Source organism: Streptomyces sp. NPDC001568 (assembly GCF_042893755.1).
GTDB lineage: Bacteria > Actinomycetota > Actinomycetes > Streptomycetales > Streptomycetaceae > Streptomyces.
In genome coordinates this window covers 262,575-281,186 of sequence record NZ_JBIAVF010000009.1, presented here as the reverse complement: position 1 = coordinate 281,186, position 18,612 = coordinate 262,575, and the positions used below count along the sequence as shown (strand labels likewise).

The 18,612-nt window shown below is 71.7% G+C and carries 10 protein-coding genes; 8 read left to right on the top strand and 2 right to left on the bottom strand.

The window, feature by feature from the left end; translation table 11 throughout:
- The first annotated feature begins 206 nt into the window (after window positions 1–206).
- Window positions 207–1,715: a GTPase HflX gene (hflX, locus tag ACFY0I_RS18915; RefSeq protein WP_388896767.1), complete on the top strand. Its 1,509-nt coding sequence runs from the start codon at window positions 207–209 to the stop codon at window positions 1,713–1,715.
- Between the two features lie 153 nt (window positions 1,716–1,868).
- Here hflX and ACFY0I_RS18910 read toward each other — a convergent pair whose 3' ends face one another.
- A complete protein-coding gene (locus ACFY0I_RS18910; protein ID WP_388896764.1) occupies window positions 1,869–3,044 on the bottom strand; it encodes a trypsin-like serine peptidase in 1,176 nt (391 codons plus the stop codon).
- Between the two features lie 381 nt (window positions 3,045–3,425).
- Here ACFY0I_RS18910 and ACFY0I_RS18905 point away from each other — a divergent pair, with 381 nt between their 5' ends.
- The 5 genes from ACFY0I_RS18905 (at window position 3,426) to ACFY0I_RS18885 (ending at window position 13,480) form a co-directional block, all read left to right on the top strand.
- Window positions 3,426–4,781 (top strand): diaminobutyrate--2-oxoglutarate transaminase family protein, encoded by a 1,356-nt coding sequence (locus tag ACFY0I_RS18905; protein ID WP_388896762.1) that lies wholly within the window; start codon window positions 3,426–3,428, stop codon window positions 4,779–4,781.
- Between the two features lie 2,015 nt (window positions 4,782–6,796).
- Window positions 6,797–8,722 carry an IucA/IucC family protein gene (locus tag ACFY0I_RS18900; protein ID WP_388896759.1) on the top strand — a complete coding sequence of 642 codons (1,926 nt, stop codon included), beginning with the start codon at window positions 6,797–6,799 and terminating at the stop codon, window positions 8,720–8,722.
- A gap of 29 nt (window positions 8,723–8,751) precedes the next feature.
- Complete coding sequence (locus ACFY0I_RS18895) at window positions 8,752–9,426, top strand: GNAT family N-acetyltransferase (RefSeq protein WP_388896757.1); 675 nt, start codon at window positions 8,752–8,754, stop codon at window positions 9,424–9,426.
- Window positions 9,427–9,600: 174 nt separating this feature from the next.
- On the top strand, window positions 9,601–11,457 hold the full coding sequence (locus ACFY0I_RS18890) for an IucA/IucC family protein (RefSeq protein WP_388896754.1): 1,857 nt from the start codon (window positions 9,601–9,603) through the stop codon (window positions 11,455–11,457).
- Between the two features lie 52 nt (window positions 11,458–11,509).
- The gene (locus tag ACFY0I_RS18885; protein ID WP_388896751.1) at window positions 11,510–13,480 is read left to right on the top strand and encodes an ATP-dependent DNA helicase; all 1,971 of its coding nucleotides are present in this window, start codon (window positions 11,510–11,512) and stop codon (window positions 13,478–13,480) included.
- 186 nt (window positions 13,481–13,666) lie between these two features.
- Here ACFY0I_RS18885 and lexA read toward each other — a convergent pair whose 3' ends face one another.
- Window positions 13,667–14,458 (bottom strand): transcriptional repressor LexA, encoded by a 792-nt coding sequence (lexA, locus tag ACFY0I_RS18880; protein ID WP_362879276.1) that lies wholly within the window; start codon window positions 14,456–14,458, stop codon window positions 13,667–13,669.
- Between the two features lie 585 nt (window positions 14,459–15,043).
- On the opposite strand from lexA, the gene nrdR reads away from it, so the two are divergent.
- Together nrdR and ACFY0I_RS18870 are read left to right on the top strand one after the other, a co-directional pair.
- Window positions 15,044–15,556, top strand: coding sequence for a transcriptional regulator NrdR (gene nrdR, locus ACFY0I_RS18875; protein WP_388896748.1), 513 nt, complete (start codon window positions 15,044–15,046; stop codon window positions 15,554–15,556).
- A 138-nt stretch (window positions 15,557–15,694) separates the two neighbouring features.
- On the top strand, window positions 15,695–18,586 hold the full coding sequence (locus ACFY0I_RS18870; RefSeq protein WP_388896745.1) for a vitamin B12-dependent ribonucleotide reductase: 2,892 nt from the start codon (window positions 15,695–15,697) through the stop codon (window positions 18,584–18,586).
- The last annotated feature ends 26 nt before the right edge of the window (window positions 18,587–18,612 follow it).

The following is an 18,612-nucleotide window of genomic DNA, read 5'->3' as shown; positions in this document are numbered from 1 at the left end:
GACGAGGCCGTCACGGGAACCGGGGAACGCTCGCCCGGGGAACGCTCGCCCGGGGAATCACCGGACGGGGTGACGCGTTGCACGTGACAGTGTGATGTCACGCGCGGCGGTACCTTTGGCCATAACCGGCCGGGCCTCGCCGGACAGGCCCGGCAACGGCTCGCACCGCGGCCGGCGCGACGCATTCGAATCGACGTAAGGATCCAATGACCTCCTCTTCTTCCCCTTCCCAGGACCCGCGGGACGACGCGCAGGACGCGCGTGACCCGCAGAGCTTCACCGAGAGCCTTCGGGCCGATGCCCTGATGGAAGAGGACGTCGCCTGGAGCCACGAGATCGACGGAGAGCGGGACGGCGACCAGCTCGACCGCTCCGAGCGCGCGGCCCTGCGCCGCGTCGCGGGTCTCTCCACCGAGCTCGAGGACGTCACCGAAGTCGAGTACCGCCAGCTCCGCCTGGAGCGTGTGGTCCTCGTCGGTGTCTGGACCTCCGGGACCGTGCAGGACGCGGAGAACTCCCTCGCGGAGCTCGCCGCCCTCGCCGAAACCGCGGGCGCCCTCGTCCTCGACGGCGTGATGCAACGCCGCGACAAGCCCGACCCGGCCACCTTCATCGGTTCCGGCAAGGCCCGCGAGCTGCGCGACATCGTCATGGAGAGCGGGGCGGACACCGTCGTCTGCGACGGCGAGCTCAGCCCCGGCCAGCTCATCGCCCTCGAAGACGTCGTCAAGGTCAAGGTCGTCGACCGGACCGCCCTGATCCTCGACATCTTCGCCCAGCACGCCAAGTCCCGAGAGGGCAAGGCGCAGGTCGCACTCGCGCAGATGCAGTACATGCTGCCGCGACTACGCGGCTGGGGTCAGTCGCTGTCCCGGCAGATGGGTGGCGGCGGCGGTGGCGGCATGGCCACCCGAGGCCCCGGTGAAACCAAGATCGAGACCGACCGGCGCCGCATCCGCGAGAAGATGGCGAAGATGCGCCGGGAACTCGCCGAGATGAAGACCGGCCGCGACATCCAGCGGCAGGAACGACGTCGCAACAAGGTGCCCTCGGTCGCCATCGCCGGTTACACCAACGCCGGCAAGTCCTCGCTGCTCAACCGCCTCACCGGCGCGGGCGTCCTGGTGGAGAACGCACTGTTCGCCACCCTGGACCCGACCGTGCGCCGCGCCGAAACGCCGTCCGGCCGGGTCTACACCCTCGCCGACACGGTCGGCTTCGTCCGGCACCTGCCCCACCACCTCGTCGAGGCGTTCCGTTCCACGATGGAGGAGGTCGGCGACTCCGACCTCATCCTGCACATCGTGGACGGCTCGCACCCGGCGCCGGAGGAGCAGCTGGCGGCGGTCCGCGAGGTGATCCGCGAGGTCGGCGCCGTCAACGTGCCCGAGATCGTCGTGATCAACAAGGCGGACGCGGCCGATCCGCTCGTCCTGCAGCGCCTGCTGCGCATCGAGCGGCACTCCATCGCCGTCTCGGCCCGCACCGGGATGGGCATCGAGGAACTCCTCGCGCTCATCGACGCCGAACTGCCCCGGCCCGAGGTCGAGGTGGAGGCCCTCGTGCCGTACACCCGCGGCTCGCTGATCGCCAAGGCGCATGCCGAGGGCGAGGTCATCTCCGAGGAGCACACCCCGGAGGGCACCCTGCTCAAGGCCCGTGTCCACCCGGAACTCGCGGCCGAACTGGCGCCGTTCGTACCCGCGAAGCAGTAACGGTGACGCGGCACGCGCCGCACGCATGACGGAGGGCCCCCGCTTCGGCGGGGGCCCTCCGTCATGTCCGGCGTCGGTCGACGTCTCGCGTTCGTCGGCCGAGGTCCGGTGTTCGTCGGCCGACGTCCCGCGCGTGTCGGCCGACGGACCGTCCTACTTGAACTTGCCGCTCACCGCGTCGAAGATCCCCTTGGCCTCCGGACCCAGCCGCGGTCCCGCCAGCCAGCCGGCCTTCGCCGGACCGATCGAGGTGTTCGACACCAGCGCCGGCTTGCCGTCGGCGCCCGCGGCGATCCAGCCGCCGCCCGAGGAGCCGCCCGTCATCGTGCAGCCGATCCGGTACATCACCGGTTCCGCCGCCTTCAGCGTCAGACGCCCCGGCTTGTCCGCGCACTGGTACGCCTTCTGCCCGTCGAACGGAGCCGCCGCCGGGTAACCCGTCGCCGTGATGCCCGCGACCTTCCCCACGGCGGGAGCCGCGAAGTCGACCGGCAGCGCGGTGCCGACGGTCTCCTCCAGCGACTTGCCGCTGCCCTTCTCCGGCGTCACGTGCAGCACCGCGAAGTCGTACGGTGCGCCCGCGCCGCCCGTCGGACCGCCCGTCGCGATCCACTGGTCCGACGTCTGCGCCCAGTCGCTCCACCACACGCCGTACGGAGCCACCTGCTCGCGCGGCGCGCCCTTCAGCGCGGCCGCCGGCTTGCCCGTGTTGTTGTACGAGGGCACGAAGGCGATGTTGCGGTACCAGCCGCCGGCCTTGCCCGCGTGCACGCAGTGGCCCGCCGTCCAGACCATGTTGGACTTGCCCGGGTGGGCGGGGTCCTTCACCACGGTCGCCGAGCAGACCATCGAACCCTCGGGGCCGTCGAAGAAGACCTTGCCCGACGCGGGGACGCTGGAGTGGTACGGCGCGGCGGCGGGCTTCGCCGTCACCGCGGCCGGGGTCGGGTCGGTGACGCCCTGGTCCTTGCCGGCGTCCGGATCCACGGCCGGACGCTGCGGCTGCTCCGCGTCACGCATCCGGTCCGGGTCCCACAGGCCCTCGATGATGGGGTTGATGTAGTCGCCCGCCTCGCGGAGCCAGTCGTCCTTCTGCCAGTTCTTCCACTCGCCCCCCTTCCACTTCTCCAGGTCGAAGCCGTGCTGCTTGAGCTTGTCCTTGAGCTCGTCCGGGATCTTGATCCCGGACGGGGCGCCGGAAGGCAGGTTCACAGCCACGGTCGGCTTGGCGTCGCCGCCGGCCTCCCCGTCGCCGGGTCCGCAAGCCGCGGCGGTCAGCGCGAGCGCGGCCACGCACAGGATCGCGGTGACCGGTCGGTTCGGTCGCATGTCGTCAGTCCCCCTGGTGTTTCGAGGTGTTCAAGCGGAATGGATCGGGGTGCCGTGCAGCCCCCCACTATGCCGCCGCCCTTGAGGACGGCGGCGCCCGGGTCCGCGGTTCCTGCGGGCCGGACCGTCATCGCCCTCCTCGTCCTCCTCGTCCTCCTGTGCCCGCGTGCCCGGGCACGCGGGCACTTGGCCGTCCGGTGATCCGCTCGGCCCGTCGGCCGGCGACCCGGCACGCGGGTTTGTCCGATCGCGGCCAAGGATCTTCCGGTCACCCGTGATCCGTCGCCTCCCCCGTCGTTGGTACGTACGGGGGATGGTGCACCAGCGTTCATGTTCGAGACGCAATCCGGAAGGGAATTCCGTGCGGGAGGACCGACAGTCGTGGCCTTGACCGAGCCGGCCGCAGCAGCGGCCTCCGTGCCGACACAGGGAATGCGGGGCCCCGTCGTGGCGGAGGGCATCCTCCGCAGACAGGCGATGCGGGAATCCGCCGCCCGCACGTACGCCCGCTCCCTGCCCATCGTTCCCGTCCGGGCCCGCGGTCTGACCATCGAGGGCGCCGACGGGCGGCGCTACCTCGACTGCCTCTCCGGCGCGGGCACCCTCGCCCTCGGGCACAACCACCCCGTCGTCCTCGAAGCCATCAGGGGAGTCCTCGACTCGGGGGCCCCGTTGCACGTCCTCGACCTGGCCACGCCCGTCAAGGACGCCTTCACCACCGAGCTCTTCACGAACCTGCCGCCCGAGCTGGCAGCCGACGCCCGCGTCCAGTTCTGCGGACCCGCCGGGACGGACGCCGTCGAAGCGGCGCTGAAACTGGTGCGCGCCGCCACCGGCCGCTCCGGACTGCTCACCTTCACCGGGGCCTACCACGGCATGACCGCCGGCGCCCTGGACGCCTCCGGGCACGCCACCGACGTACGGGTGACCCGACTGCCCTACCCGCAGGACTACCGCTGCCCCCTCGGCATCGGCGGAGCCGAGGGCGCGCGGGTCGCCGCGCACTGGACCGAGAACCTGCTGGACGACCCCAAGGGCGGGGTGCCGGCCCCCGCCGGCATGATCGTCGAGCCGGTCCAGGGGGAGGGCGGGGTCCACCCGGCCCCCGACGACTGGCTGCGCCGCATGCGGGAGATCACCGCCGCCCGGGGCATTCCGCTGATCGCGGACGAGGTCCAGACCGGCGTCGGTCGCACCGGCGCCTTCTGGGGCGTCGACCACGCCGGGGTCGTGCCCGACGTGATGGTCCTGTCCAAGGCCATCGGCGGAAGTCTGCCGCTCGCCGTCATCGTCTACCGGGCCGAACTCGACGTCTGGGCACCGGGCGCGCACGCCGGCACCTTCCGGGGCAACCAGCTCGCCATGGCGGCGGGAACCGCGACCCTGGCCCACGTCCGCCGCAACGGCCTCGCCGAGCGCGCGGCCGTCCTGGGCGCGCGCATGCTGACCGCGCTGCGCGGGCTCGCCGCCGACCAGGCGTGCGTCGGGGACGTCCGGGGGCGCGGCCTGATGATCGGCATCGAACTCGTCGACCCCGAAACGGGCGCCGCCGCACCCGACCTGGCCGCCGCCGTCCGCCAGGCGTGCCTCGACCGGGGCCTGATCGTGGAACTCGGAGGCCGTCACTCCAGCGTCGTGCGGCTGCTGCCCCCGCTGACCCTGACCGACGAGCAGGCGACGGCCGTCCTGGACCGGCTCGCAGACGCCGTCCCCGCCGCGGCCCGCCGCCCCCACTGACCCGCACGCGAAGGACCCCGATGCCCGACCCGACCCTGACCCCGACCCTGACCCCGGCCACGCCGCCGACCTCGACCCCGAGCCCGGCCACGCCGCCGACCTTGACCCCGAGCCCGGCCACGCCGCCGAGCCCGAGCTCGAGCCCGGCCACGCCGCCGACCTTGACCCCGAGCCCGGCCACGCCGCCGAGCCCGAGCCCGAGCCCGGCCACGCCGCCGAGCCCGAGCCCGTCCTGGACCTCGACCACGCCGCCGACCCTGACCTGGACCCCGACCCCTTGCACCGCCGGCGTCACCCCGGGCCTCGCGCCCCGGCCGGCCGACCGGCCCCTGCCGCCGGAGCCCGAGGCCTCCGGCGCGGGGCGCCCGGCCCCCGTGCGGGCGGTGCCGCCCACGCTGCCGCCGGACCGTGCCGGTGCTGTTGCCGGGGGTGGGGCCGGGGGTGGGGTGGCCACTGCGGTGGCGCCCTCGGCTCTGCCGCCGGACGATGTCGGTTCTGTTGCCGGCGCTGTGGTGGCCATGCCCGCGGTGCCTTCGGCTCTCTCGCAAGAGCCTGCGGGCCCGGGTGCCGCGCGTGTGGCTGCCGTGCGGGCGGTGCCGCCGACGCTGCCGGCGGACCGTGCCGGTCCTGTGCCCGACGTCGTCCTGTCTCCCGGAGCCCTGTCGTCCTGGGCCGTGGAGCCGTCCGTCTTTCCGGCGCCATCGGGCCTGGTTCAGGCGACCTCGTCCGCGGCCGGCAACGTCCTGCCTGCCGCGCTCCCGTCGCCATCCGGAGCCCTGTCGTTCTGGGCGGGGGAGCCTTCCCCCTCCCCGGCGCTGTCAGCCGCCGTTCAAGAGCAGCCCGCGCCCGTAGGGGGCAGCGTCGATCCGTCCTTTGACGCGTCGGCTCCCGTAGCCCTGTTGTTCCCGGCTCCGGAGCGGCTTCCCTCCCTGGAGCTGTTTGCCCCTGCCCACGCACCTGTGCCCGCAGGGGACAGCGCCCCGCCGACCGCCGCCATGTCGTCGCCCGGCGACTCGGCCCCGCTCACGGGAGAACACGCAACGCCGCAAACCGGGGTGTCATCCGGCCCGGTCCGGCAGGTCGGATGTGCGCCGGCCGCGGGGCCTTCGGTCGGAACGCCGCAAACGGGGACGCCGCCGGTCCGCGCCGTGACGGCTGAGCAGCCGCAGGCCGAGCCGGCATCGTCCTCCAGCCGGGAGGCGGCGGTCACGCCGTCTCCCACCCTGCCGTGGGGCGGGCTCACACCAGCCGGAATGCCCCGGGCGGAGACGGCTACGGCCGGACTCCGGCAGACCGAACCACCGTCGGGCGCGACGCAGTCGCCCGGCACCTCGCCCATCGGAGCCCTGTCGGCCGAGCTCCAGCGCGCAGGCGCTCCGTCGTCCGGAACACCGCACGACGAGACTTCCCCTGTCGGGGCACCGAGGGCCGACTCGGCACCGGCGCCGGGCCTGCGCCCGTGCGGGGCCTCTTCGAGCGGGTACTCATGGTCCCGCCCGTCCGCACCGAATCCAGAGCCGGCATCCGTCCCCACCATGCCCATCACGGGGAGTGCCCCGTCGGCAGGCACTCCTTGGTCGCACCCGACCTCCCGACCTCCCATGCTCCCCACCACAGCGGAGGTTGTCCCGCCGCACGGGTCAGGCTCCCGCGCGACGGAACCCGAAGCGGCTCCGCACGACGAAGGTCCAGCCGCCCCGGGCGGGCAGGCCCCCGGAACGCCCGTCACGCTGCCCGCCCTCGCGCCGGAGTCGGCCCCCGCCTCCGAGCCCGCCCTGCCGCTGGGCTTGTCCACCCCGCCCTCCCTCGCTGAGGAGCCCGCTCTCTTGCCGGCGACCACCTTCGAAGCAGAGCCCGCCCCCTCGGTAGCGGCCCTTCCCACCCCACAGCCGCAGTCCGCGACGCAGCCGGCCCCTGCCCCGGAACCCGCCCCCGGCGAAGCACCCGCCGGCACGGCAGCCCCCAACCGCGCCATGCCACCCACCTCCGACCCCGCGACGGCCCCTACTCGCGCCATGCCACCCACCTCCGACCTCGCGAAGGCCCCCACCCGCTCAACACCGCCCACCGCAGCCCCCGGCGAGGCCCCCGCCCCCGGGATCGGTACGGGTTCCGGCGTCGAGGAGGTTCGGGCCGTGGGGGTGCCGCGGCAGAAGGACGGGGTGCTTCGGGAACGGGTGGGCGGGGTCGGGCCGGTAGCGTTCGAGCCGGCGGTGTTGCCCGACCTGCTGGACCACGCCGATCCGGCCGTCGCCGCCGATGTCGTCGCGGTGGAGAACCTGCTGCGGTGCTGGGTCCGTGAGAGTGGCATCGACGGGCCCGCCGGCACCCTGCTCCGCATCCCCCTCCCCGCGTCCGGCGCCACCTTGCTCGTCCCCGTCCGGTACTGGTCCCCGTCGGGCTGGCACCGCTTCGCGCCCGCCCGGATCGAGGGCGCCCCCGCCACGGCCCCCGCACTGGACGCCGTCACCCTCGCCGCCCTGATCGCCCGCGAGGGCACCGGCCGCGCCGGTGTCGACCTCGTGGGTCGGGTCGCCGACTCGGTACGCCGCACCGCCGAGTTCATCGCCGACCGGCGCCACCGCCCCACCGCGCCCGCCCCCATCGGCGGGGACCGCTTCCTCACCGCCGAGCAGTCGCTCCTGCTCGGCCACCCCCTCCAGCCGGACCCCAAGAGCCGCGAGGGGCTCTCCGAAGCAGACGTACGCCGCTACTCACCCGAACTCCACGGTTCCTTCCCCCTCCACTGGTTCGCCGTCGCGCCGGACGCCCTCGCCACCGACTCCGCCTGGACCGAACGCGGCCGCCCGGTCTCCGCCCCCCAACTCCTCGCCCGCCTCGCCCCGGGCCTCCCGCTGCCCGTCGGCACCACCGCCCTGCCCCTGCACCCCTGGCAGGCCCACGACCTCCTCGAGCGCCCCGCTGTCGCCGCCCTCCGCGACGCCGGGCTCCTCACCGACCTCGGTCCGCACGGCGCACCCTGGTACCCCACCTCCTCCGTCCGCACCGTCCATCGCCCCGGCAGTCCCGCGATGCTCAAGCTTTCCCTGGGCCTGCGCATCACCAACTCCCGTCGCGAGAACCTCCGCAAGGAACTCCATCGCGGTGTCGAAGTGCACCGGCTGCTGCGCACCGGCCTTGCCGAGCAGTGGCAGGCCGCCCACCCCGGCTTCGACATCGTCCGCGACCCGGCATGGGTCGCCGTCAACGGCCTGGACGGCGCTCCCGTCCAAGGACTCGACGTCCTCCTGCGACACAACCCCTTCCGTCCCGACGACGACGCCGTCTGCGTCGCCGCACTCACCTCCCCCCGCCCCTGGCCGGGTCGAACCACCATGCGGTCCCGGCTCGCCGACACCGTCCTGCGCCTCGCCACCGCCACCGGCCGCTCCACCTCGGCCGTGTCCACGGAGTGGTTCCTGCGCTACCTCGACCACGTCGTCCTGCCGGTCCTCGCCTTCGACGCGCTCGCCGGCATCGCCCTCGAAGCGCACCAGCAGAACACCCTGGTGATCCTCGACCCGGCCGGCTGGCCCGTGGGCGGCCGCTTCCGCGACAACCAGGGGTACTACTTCCGCGACTCCCGCCGAACGGAACTGGAACGTCGGCTCCCCGGCATCGGCGGCACCAGCGACACCTTCGTTCCCGACGCCGTCACCGACGAACGCTTCGCCTACTACCTCGGCATCAACAACGTGCTCGGTCTCATCGGGGCCTTCGGCGCTCAGAGGCTCGCCGACGAACGCGTGCTGCTCGCCGCGTTCCGTCGCTTCCTCGGCAAGGCCGCGCACCTCGGCCCGCTCCCCGCGCAACTGCTGGACTCACCGACCCTCCGGTGCAAGGCGAACCTGCTCACCCGCCTCGGCGGCCTCGACGAGCTCGTGGGCCCCGTGGAGACCCAGTCCGTCTACGTCACGATCGCCAACCCCCTTCACCACTGACGCGCGCCCACCGACCCGGAGAAGAGCCGATGCCCTCCACCGACACCACCACCGGTTCCCTCGCCGTACCTGCTCCCGCTCCGGCCCCGGGACGCCGGCCCGCCGTCGAACTGCTCCCCCTGCTCGCCGAGGCCGATCTCCTCGACTCCCCTGCCGGCTGGGGCGCGGCAGCCACCCCGGTCGGCGCCTTCCGCCTCGAAACCGTCCGCCCGGACCGGGACCTGGACCTGCTCACCGGTTGGATGAACGACCCCGAGGTCGCGGCCTACTGGGACCTCGCCGGACCCGTCGCCGTGACTGCCGCGCACCTGCGCGCCCAACTCGACGGAGACGGCCACAGCACCCCCTGCGTCGGCCTCCTCGACGGCACCCCGATGAGCTACTGGGAGATCTACCGGGCCGACCTCGACCCCCTGTCCCAGTACTACGCGGCGCAGCCCCATGACACCGGTCTCCACCTGCTCATCGGAGACGGTACGAACCGCGGCCGCGGTCTCGGCGCCATCCTGCTGCGCGCGGTCGCCGACCTCGTCCTCGACAACCGACCCCGGTGCACGCGCGTGATCGCCGAACCCGACATCACCAACACCCCCTCCGTATCAGCCTTCCTGACCGCCGGCTTCCGCTACGCCGCGGAGACCGACCTCCCCGAGAAGCGCGCCGCCCTGATGTTCCGTGAGCGGGCGCTGCGCAACCTCCTCTGATTGCCGCCCCGCGCTCCCCGAACGGATCGACCGATCCGACCGATTCAGTCGATCCGACCAGTCCGACCAGTTCGACCGATCCGACCGACCACCCCGGCGGTGTCCCTCCCGCAACGCCTCTCCCTTCGAAAACTCTGCGCGACGCAGCAAAGTTCCCGATCCTCGAGGAGTCCCGTGCCGCATTTCCCCGTCGCCCCCGACTCCCCGGAGTCCGCCCTGCCGCCGTCGCCCGAGCGCCCCGGCACGCCCCCCGAACTCAACCGTCCCACTTGGGACTTCGCCGCCCGGCGGCTGCTGGCGAAGATGCTCGGCGAGTTCGCGTACGAGGAGATCGTCATCCCCGTTCCGGCCCCGGCCGCCGCCGGAGACGCCTGGACCCTGACGCTGGACGACGGCAGCAGCCTCGGGTTCCGCGCCCGCCGCCGCGCCTACGACAGCTGGCAGGTCGCCGCCGACACGCTCACCCTCACCCCGCCCGCCCCCTCCACCCGGCCCCCGGTCGCCTTCGGGGACCCGTACGAGTTCCTGGTCCGCGCCCGCACCCTCCTGCGCCTCGACGGTGCCACGCTCGGACACCTGATCCGCGAGCTCAGCGCCACCCTCGCCGCCGACGCCCGCCTCGACCACCACGCGCTCACCGCCGACGTCCTCGCCGACCTCGACCACGCCGCGCTCGAAGGCCACCAGACGGGACATCCCTGGCTCGTCCTCAACAAGGGCCGCGTCGGATGGGCAGCCTCCGACGCCGCCGCCTGGGCCCCCGAGGCCCGTACCCCCCAGCGCCTGCCGTGGCTGGCCGCCCACACCTCCCTCGCCGAGTACCGCGGGACCGCGGGCCTGGAGGATCCCGCCCGGCTCTACTCGGCCGAGCTCGACCCCGTGACCCGAGCCGGCTTCGACCGGTTCCTGCGCGACCGTGGCCTCGACCCGCTCCACTACCTCTACCTGCCGGTCCACCCCTGGCAGTGGGACGAGGTCGTGCTCCCGCTCTTCGCCCCCGCCCTGGCCTCGGGCACTCTCGTTCCGTTGCCCGCGGACCCCGACATCAGGCTCCCGCAGCAGTCGATCCGTACCTTCCTCAACCTCACCCGCCCCGACCGCCACAGCGTGAAACTCCCGCTGTCCGTGTTCAACACCATGGTCTGGCGCGGTCTGCCCAGCGACCTCACCCTCGCGGCCCCAGCCGTCACCGCCTGGATCCACTCCCTCCGCGACACCGACCCCTTCCTCCGCGATGAATGCCGCGTGATCCTGCTCGGTGAGGTCGCCTCCGTCACGGTCCGCCACCCCGTCTACGGCCGGCTCCCCGAGGTGCCGTACCAGTACAAGGAGCTCCTCGGCGCGATCTGGCGCGAGCCGCTGACCGGCCGCCTCGCCCCCGGTGAGCGTGCCCGCACCCTGGCCGCCCTCCTCCACACGGACGCGCGCGGCCGCTCCTTCACCGCCGAGCTCGTCGCCCGCTCCGGCCTGGCTCCGGCGGCCTGGCTGCAACGGCTCTTCGCCGCCCTGCTGCCCCCGCTGCTCCACTTCCTCCACCGCTACGGCACCGTGTTCTCCCCGCACGGCGAGAACACGATCGTGATCTTCGACGAGCAGGACGTACCGGTCCGCCTCGCCGTCAAGGACTTCGTGGACGACATCAACATCAGCCGCATACCGCTCCCCGAGCACGCCACCATGCCGGACGAGGTCCGTGCCGCCCTGCTCACCGAGCCGCCGGCCTTCCTCACCCAGTTCATCCACTCCGGGCTGTTCATCGGCGTCTTCCGCTACCTGTCGGCGATCTGCGAGGACCGGCTCGCCGTCCCCGAGCGCGACTTCTGGTCCCTCGTACGGGCGGAAATCCTGCGCCACCAGGCACGCTTCCCCGAGCTGAAGGACCGCCACGAGCAGTTCGACCTGCTCACCGAGCGGATCGACCGGCTCTGCCTGAACCGCAACCGCCTGCACGAGGACGGCTACCGCGACCGCCCGGAACGCCCGCACGCGGTCCGGCACGGCACGGTGCCCAACCCCCTCCACCGACCGTGACGGCTGATCGATTCCACCACTGTCGGTGGCGCCCCGTAGGGTTGGCACTGCTATGACGAAGCCCTCCCTCCCCGACCTGCTGCACGCCGCCGTCTCCGCCGTCGGCGGCACGGAGCGCCCCGGCCAGGTGGCCATGGCCGAAGCCGTCGCCGAAGCGATCGACGACAACTCCCACCGGCTGATCCAGGCCGGTACCGGTACCGGCAAGTCCCTCGGCTACCTGGTGCCCGCCCTCGCGCACGGCGAACGCGTGGTCGTGGCGACGGCGACGCTGGCGCTCCAGCGCCAGCTGGTCGAACGTGACCTCCCGCGCACGGTGGAGGCGCTGCACCCGCAGCTGCGCCGCCGCCCGCAGTTCGCCATGCTCAAGGGCCGGTCCAACTACCTCTGCCTGCACCGCCTCCACGAAGGCGCTCCGCAGGACGAGGAGGAGGGGCTCTTCGACCAGTTCGAGGCGGCCGCCCCCACCAGCAAGCTCGGCCAGGACCTGATCCGGCTGCGCGACTGGGCGGACGAGACCGAGACCGGCGACCGCGACGACCTCACCCCCGGTGTTTCGGACAAGGCATGGAGCCAGATCTCGGTCTCCTCCCGGGAATGCCTGGGCGCCACGAAGTGCGCGTACGGGGCCGAATGCTTCGCGGAGGCGGCCCGGGAGCGGGCCAAGCTCGCGGACGTGGTCGTCACCAACCACGCGCTGCTCGCCATCGACGCCATCGAAGGGGCGCCGGTGCTGCCGCAGCACGAGGTGCTGATCGTGGACGAGGCCCACGAGCTCGTCTCGCGCGTGACGGGCGTCGCGACGGGCGAGCTCACGCCGGGCCAGGTGAACCGGGCCGTGAAGCGAGCGGCCAAGCTCGTCGATGAGAAGACGGCCGATTCCCTCCAGACCGCCTCCGAGTCCTTCGAGCGGGTCATGGAGCTGGCGCTCCCGGGCCGTCTGGAGGAGGTCCCCGAGGATCTCGGCTACGCCCTGATGTCCCTGCGGGACGCGGCGCGCAACGTGATCTCCGCGATCGGCGCCACCCGCGACAAGTCCGTCCACGACGAGGACGCCGTCCGCAAGCAGGCGCTGGCCGCGGTGGAGAACGTCCACTCCGTGGCCGAGCGGATCACGGCCGGCTCCGAGTACGACGTCGTCTGGTACGAGCGCCACGACCGGTTCGGCGCCACCCTCCGCGTCGCACCGCTCTCCGTGTCCGGGCTGCTGCGCGAGAAGCTCTTCGAGGACCGCTCGGTGGTCCTCACCTCGGCCACCCTCAAGCTGGGCGGCGACTTCAACGGGATCGCGGCCTCGCTCGGCCTCTCCCCGGAGGGCGTCGAGGGGGAGGACGTCCCGCTCTGGCGCGGCCTGGACGTCGGGTCCCCGTTCGACTATCCGAAGCAGGGCATCCTCTACGTCGCCAAGCACCTGGCGACGCCGGGCCGCGAGGGCACCCGCGGCGACATGATGGACGAGCTGGCCGAATTGATCGAGGCGGCGGGCGGGCGCACCCTGGGCCTCTTCTCCTCGATGCGGGGTGCGAAGGCCGCGGCAGAGGAGCTGCGCGGCCGGCTCGACAACCCGATCCTGCTCCAGGGCGAGGAGACGCTCGGCGAGCTGATCAAGACGTTCGCGGCCGACCCGAAGACCTGCCTGTTCGGGACGCTCTCCCTCTGGCAGGGCGTGGACGTGCCGGGACCCAGCTGTCAGCTCGTCGTCATGGACCGGATTCCGTTCCCGCGCCCCGACGACCCGTTGATGAGCGCGCGGCAGAAGTCGGTCGAGGAACACGGCGGCAACGGATTCATGGCGGTCGCCGCCACGCACGCGGCCCTGCTCATGGCCCAGGGCGCGGGCCGGCTCGTCCGCGCCTCGGGCGACCGCGGTGTCGTCGCGGTGTTGGATCCCCGGCTGGCCACGGCCCGCTACGGGAGTTTCCTGCGGGCCACGCTGCCGGACTTCTGGTACACCACGGACCGCAACCAGGTGCGCCGCTCCCTGTCCGCGATCGACGCCACCGCGCAGGCGGACGGCGCCTAGGGCCGACAGGGAAGCCAACGCGCCCTCACTCGAACGACCCAGCTCCGGAACCGCCGGCTCCGGAGCACTCGGTGAACCGGACCGGACCGAACCGGATCAGACCGGAACGAACCGCACCGGATCCGGACGCGCGACAGCTCCGGGACCGGCGCAGTGGGTCCCGGAGCCGACTGAGGGGCGGCGGGGTCAGACCCGGCGCAGTACGGCGACGACCTTGCCGAGGATGGTGGCCTCGTCACCGGGGATGGGCTGGTAGGCGGCGTTGTGGGGGAGCAGCCACACGTGACCGTCCTCCCGCTTGAAGCGCTTGACGGTGGCCTCGCCGTCCAGCATCGCGGCGACGATGTCGCCGTTCTCCGCGACGGGCTGACGGCGGACGGTGACCCAGTCGCCGTCACAGATCGCGGCCTCGATCATGGAGTCGCCCACGACCTTGAGGACGAAGAGCTCGCCGTCACCGACCAGCTGCCGGGGCAGCGGGAACACGTCCTCCACGGACTCCTCGGCGAGGATCGGACCACCGGCCGCGATCCGGCCGACCAGGGGCACGTAGGACGCGGCCGGCTTGCCGGTGGTGTCCGTCGGCTGCGAGCTGGGCTGGTCGGAGCCGCGCACCTCGTAGGCACGGGGACGGTGCGGGTCGCGGCGCAGGAAGCCCTTGCGCTCCAGAGCCATCAGCTGGTGTGCCACCGACGAGGTGCTGGAGAGGCCGACCGCCTGGCCGATCTCGCGCATCGACGGCGGGTAGCCGCGGCGCTGTACGGAGTCGCGGATGACCTCGATGACCCTGCGCTGCCGGTCCGTGAGTCCGGAACTGTCGGCGCGGATGCCTGGAGGTCGCCCTGGCAGCGACCGTGCGGGGCGTACGGGCTCCGCCTCCGGGTTCGGACTTGCGTCGTTCATGGCATGCACCGGCTCGAGTCGGCTCTGGGAGCGGTTCTGGGCAGTGATGGTGGCACTGTCTGCGGTGGTGGTCACGTCGGCCCCTCTCGAAATGTTCTCCCTCGCTGGACAACGGTAGTTGCTTTCGAAAGGTTGCGCCAAACACACGTTCGAGTGAAAAATCGAGGATCGTCCACCTGGGTCAGGCGGCTGGGTGTATGGCTGAGCCGGACGGGTGATCGAGTGGCCGGGCGCGCCCGCCGCGGCTCGCCGAAGCTGCTGGATCGTGACGTTCCGTGACTGCCGACGACGGTCCCGCGATCGGCCCGGGGTGTGGGCCCGCCTTCTTGTCGAATGTGGGTTCGATGTCGCACTTCGCGCCTACGGTACCGTTTCCGGTGCGGCCGCCGCCGTGGGGGTCGCCGTCCAGTCTGGCACCGCCGGCCCCGGTCACCGCCCGTCGGGCGCCGCGACACGCGGAGTGGTGAAAATCCATCCCAACCCAAGATCTAGTGGTTGGATGAGCGCCGCCGCCCACAAGTTGTGGTCCCCGGGTCGGTCAAGGTCTCCGGTATCGCATATGCTGGGAGCTGCTTCACGAGCCCCCGGCAGAGACCAGTCCCTGCCGTTCAGGGGCTCCGTGGGGTGATTCGGTCGTGCCACAAGAAGGGTGAGGGAACCATGCACTGCCCCTTCTGCAGGCACCCCGACAGTCGGGTCGTGGACAGTCGCACCACGGATGACGGAACGTCGATCCGCAGGCGCCGTCAGTGCCCCGACTGCTCCCGTCGCTTCACGACGGTGGAGACGGCCTCACTGATGGTGATCAAGCGCAGTGGGGTCACCGAACCTTTCAGTCGTAGCAAGGTCATCTCTGGTGTCCGCAAGGCGTGCCAGGGGCGGCCGGTCACCGAGGACGCCCTCGCCAAGCTCGGCCAGCGGGTCGAGGAGGCGGTGCGCGCCACCGGCAGCGCCGAACTGACCACCCATGACGTGGGTCTGGCCATACTCGGCCCCTTGCAGGAGCTCGACCTCGTCGCGTACCTGCGGTTCGCATCCGTTTACCGAGCGTTCGACACCCTTGAAGACTTCGAGGCCGCCATCGCGGAACTCCGCGAGCCCCGGCCTCCGCACGAGTGCGAGCCCGGAGGGACCCCCCGGGTCGTCCCCGTGCCCGCCCCCGCCGCCGACTGACCCGACGGGCCGCACCTCGGCGCGGCCCGGCCCGTGGGTCGGCAGGGCGAGATTCGTAGATACAAGACACACAGCACCGTGCCGCGGAATAGCGCTGGCACTTTAGGGCGTTTTTGCCCGCATATGGGAGGAAGCGGCATGACAGAGACGGCGAGCGGCTCGGCGCGAGGTTCCCGCACCAAGGGGACCAAGGCTGCCAAGAGCGGCCTGCGTATCGAGCGCATCCACACCACCCCGGGCGTGCACCCGTACGACGAGGTGAGCTGGGAGCGCCGTGACGTCGTCATGACCAACTGGCGCGACGGCTCGGTGAACTTCGAGCAGCGTGGCGTCGAGTTCCCCGACTTCTGGTCGGTGAACGCGGTCAACATCGTCACCAGCAAGTACTTCCGTGGTGCGGTCGGCACCGCGCAGCGCGAGACCGGTCTGAAGCAGCTGATCGACCGGATCGTGAACACCTACACGAAGGCCGGCGAGGACTTCGACTACTTCGCCTCCCCCGCGGACGTGGAGATCTTCGAGCACGAGCTGACCTACGCGCTCCTGCACCAGATCTTCAGCTTCAACTCCCCGGTGTGGTTCAACGTCGGCACCCCCCAGCCGCAGCAGGTCTCCGCCTGCTTCATCCTTGCCGTCGACGACTCCATGGAGTCGATCCTCGACTGGTACAAGGAAGAGGGAATGATCTTCAAGGGCGGCTCCGGCGCCGGCCTGAACCTGTCCCGCATCCGCTCCTCCAAGGAGCTCCTCTCCTCCGGCGGCAACGCCTCCGGTCCCGTGTCCTTCATGCGCGGCGCCGACGCGTCCGCAGGAACGATCAAGTCGGGCGGCGCCACCCGCCGCGCGGCCAAGATGGTCGTCCTTGACGTGGACCACCCGGACGTCGAGGACTTCATCGCCACCAAGGTGAAGGAGGAGGAGAAGATCCGCGCCCTGCGCGACGCGGGCTTCGACATGGACCTGGGCGGCGACGACATCACGTCCGTCCAGTACCAGAACGCCAACAACTCGGTCCGGGTGAACGACGAGTTCATGACGGCCGTCGAGAACGGCACCGAGTTCGGCCTGCGGGCCCGCATGACCGGCGAGGTCATCGAGAAGGTCGACGCCAAGGCGCTCTTCCGTCAGCTCGCCGAGGCCGCGTGGGCCTGCGCCGACCCGGGCATCCAGTACGACGGTGTGATCAACAACTGGCACACCTGCCCCGAGTCCGGCCGCATCACCGCCTCGAACCCGTGCAGCGAGTACATGCACCTGGACAACACGTCCTGCAACCTCGCCTCGCTGAACCTGATGAAGTTCCTCGACGACGACGGCAAGGGCAAGCAGTCCTTCGACGCCGAGCGCTTCTCCAAGGTCGTCGAGCTGGTCATCACCGCGATGGACATCTCCATCTGCTTCGCCGACTTCCCGACGCAGAAGATCGGCGAGAACACCCGCGCCTTCCGTCAGCTCGGCATCGGCTACGCCAACCTCGGCGCCCTGCTGATGGCGACCGGCCACGCGTACGACTCGGACGGCGGCCGCACCCTCGCCGCCTCGATCACCTCGCTGATGACCGGCACCGCGTACAAGCGCTCCGCCGAGCTGGCCGCCATCGTCGGTCCGTACGACGGCTACGCCCGCAACGCCGACTCGCACAAGCGCGTCATGAAGCAGCACGCCGACGCCAACGCCGTCGCGCCGCGCACCGACGACCTCGACAACATCATCTGGGCCGCGGCCACCGAGGCCTGGCAGGACGTCCTGCGCCTCGGCGAGAAGAACGGCTTCCGCAACTCCCAGGCGTCCGTGCTCGCGCCGACCGGCACCATCGGTCTGGCGATGTCCTGCGACACCACCGGTGTCGAGCCGGACCTGGCCCTGGTCAAGTTCAAGAAGCTCGTCGGTGGCGGCTCGATGCAGATCGTCAACGGCACCGTCCCGCAGGCCCTGCGCCGCCTGGGTTACCAGGAGGAGCAGATCGAGGCGATCGTCACGCACATCGCCGAGCACGGCGTGGTCGTCGACGCCCCGGGTCTGAAGACCGAGCACTACTCGGTGTTCGACTGCGCCATGGGCGAGCGTTCCATCTCCGCGATGGGCCACGTCCGCATGATGGCCGCGATCCAGCCCTGGATCTCCGGCGCGATCTCGAAGACGGTCAACATGCCGGAGACGGCGACCGTCGAGGAGATCGAGGAGATCTACTTCGAGGCGTGGAAGATGGGCGTCAAGGCGCTCGCGATCTACCGCGACAACTGCAAGGTCGGCCAGCCCCTCTCCGCGAAGAAGAAGGAAGCGGAGAAGACCGAGGTCACCGAGAAGGCCGAGGAGACCATCCGCGCGGCGGTCGAGAAGGTCATCGAGTACCGCCCGGTCCGCAAGCGCCTGCCGAAGGGTCGCCCGGGGATCACCACCTCCTTCACGGTCGGTGGCGCCGAGGGCTACATGACGGCGAACTCCTACCCGGACGACGGTCTGGGCGAGGTCTTCCTGAAGATGTCCAAGCAGGGTTCGACCCTCGCGGGCATGATGGACGCCTTCTCCATCGCCGTGTCGGTGGGTCTGCAGTACGGCGTCCCGCTGGAGACGTACGTCGCGAAGTTCACGAACATGCGCTTCGAGCCGGCCGGTATGACGGACGACCCGGACGTGCGGATGGCGCAGTCGATCGTCGACTACATCTTCCGCCGCGTGGCGCTCGACTTCCTGCCCTTCGAGACCCGCTCCGCCCTCGGCATCCACTCCGCCGAGGAGCGTCAGCGCCACCTCGACACCGGTTCCTACGAGCCGCTCGACGGCGAGGAACTGGACACCGAGACCCTCGCGCAGTCGGCTCCGGTCGCGGTAGTCCCGGCGGCCCCGAAGCCCGTCGCGATCGCGTCGGTCCCGGCTCCGAAGACGGCGCACAGCAACGCCGAACTGGTCGAGATGCAGCTCGGCGTCTCCGCCGACGCCCCGCTGTGCTTCTCGTGCGGCACGAAGATGCAGCGCGCCGGCTCCTGCTACATCTGCGAGGGCTGCGGCTCGACCAGCGGTTGCAGCTGATCCGGGTGCGCGATGGCGCGGGACGC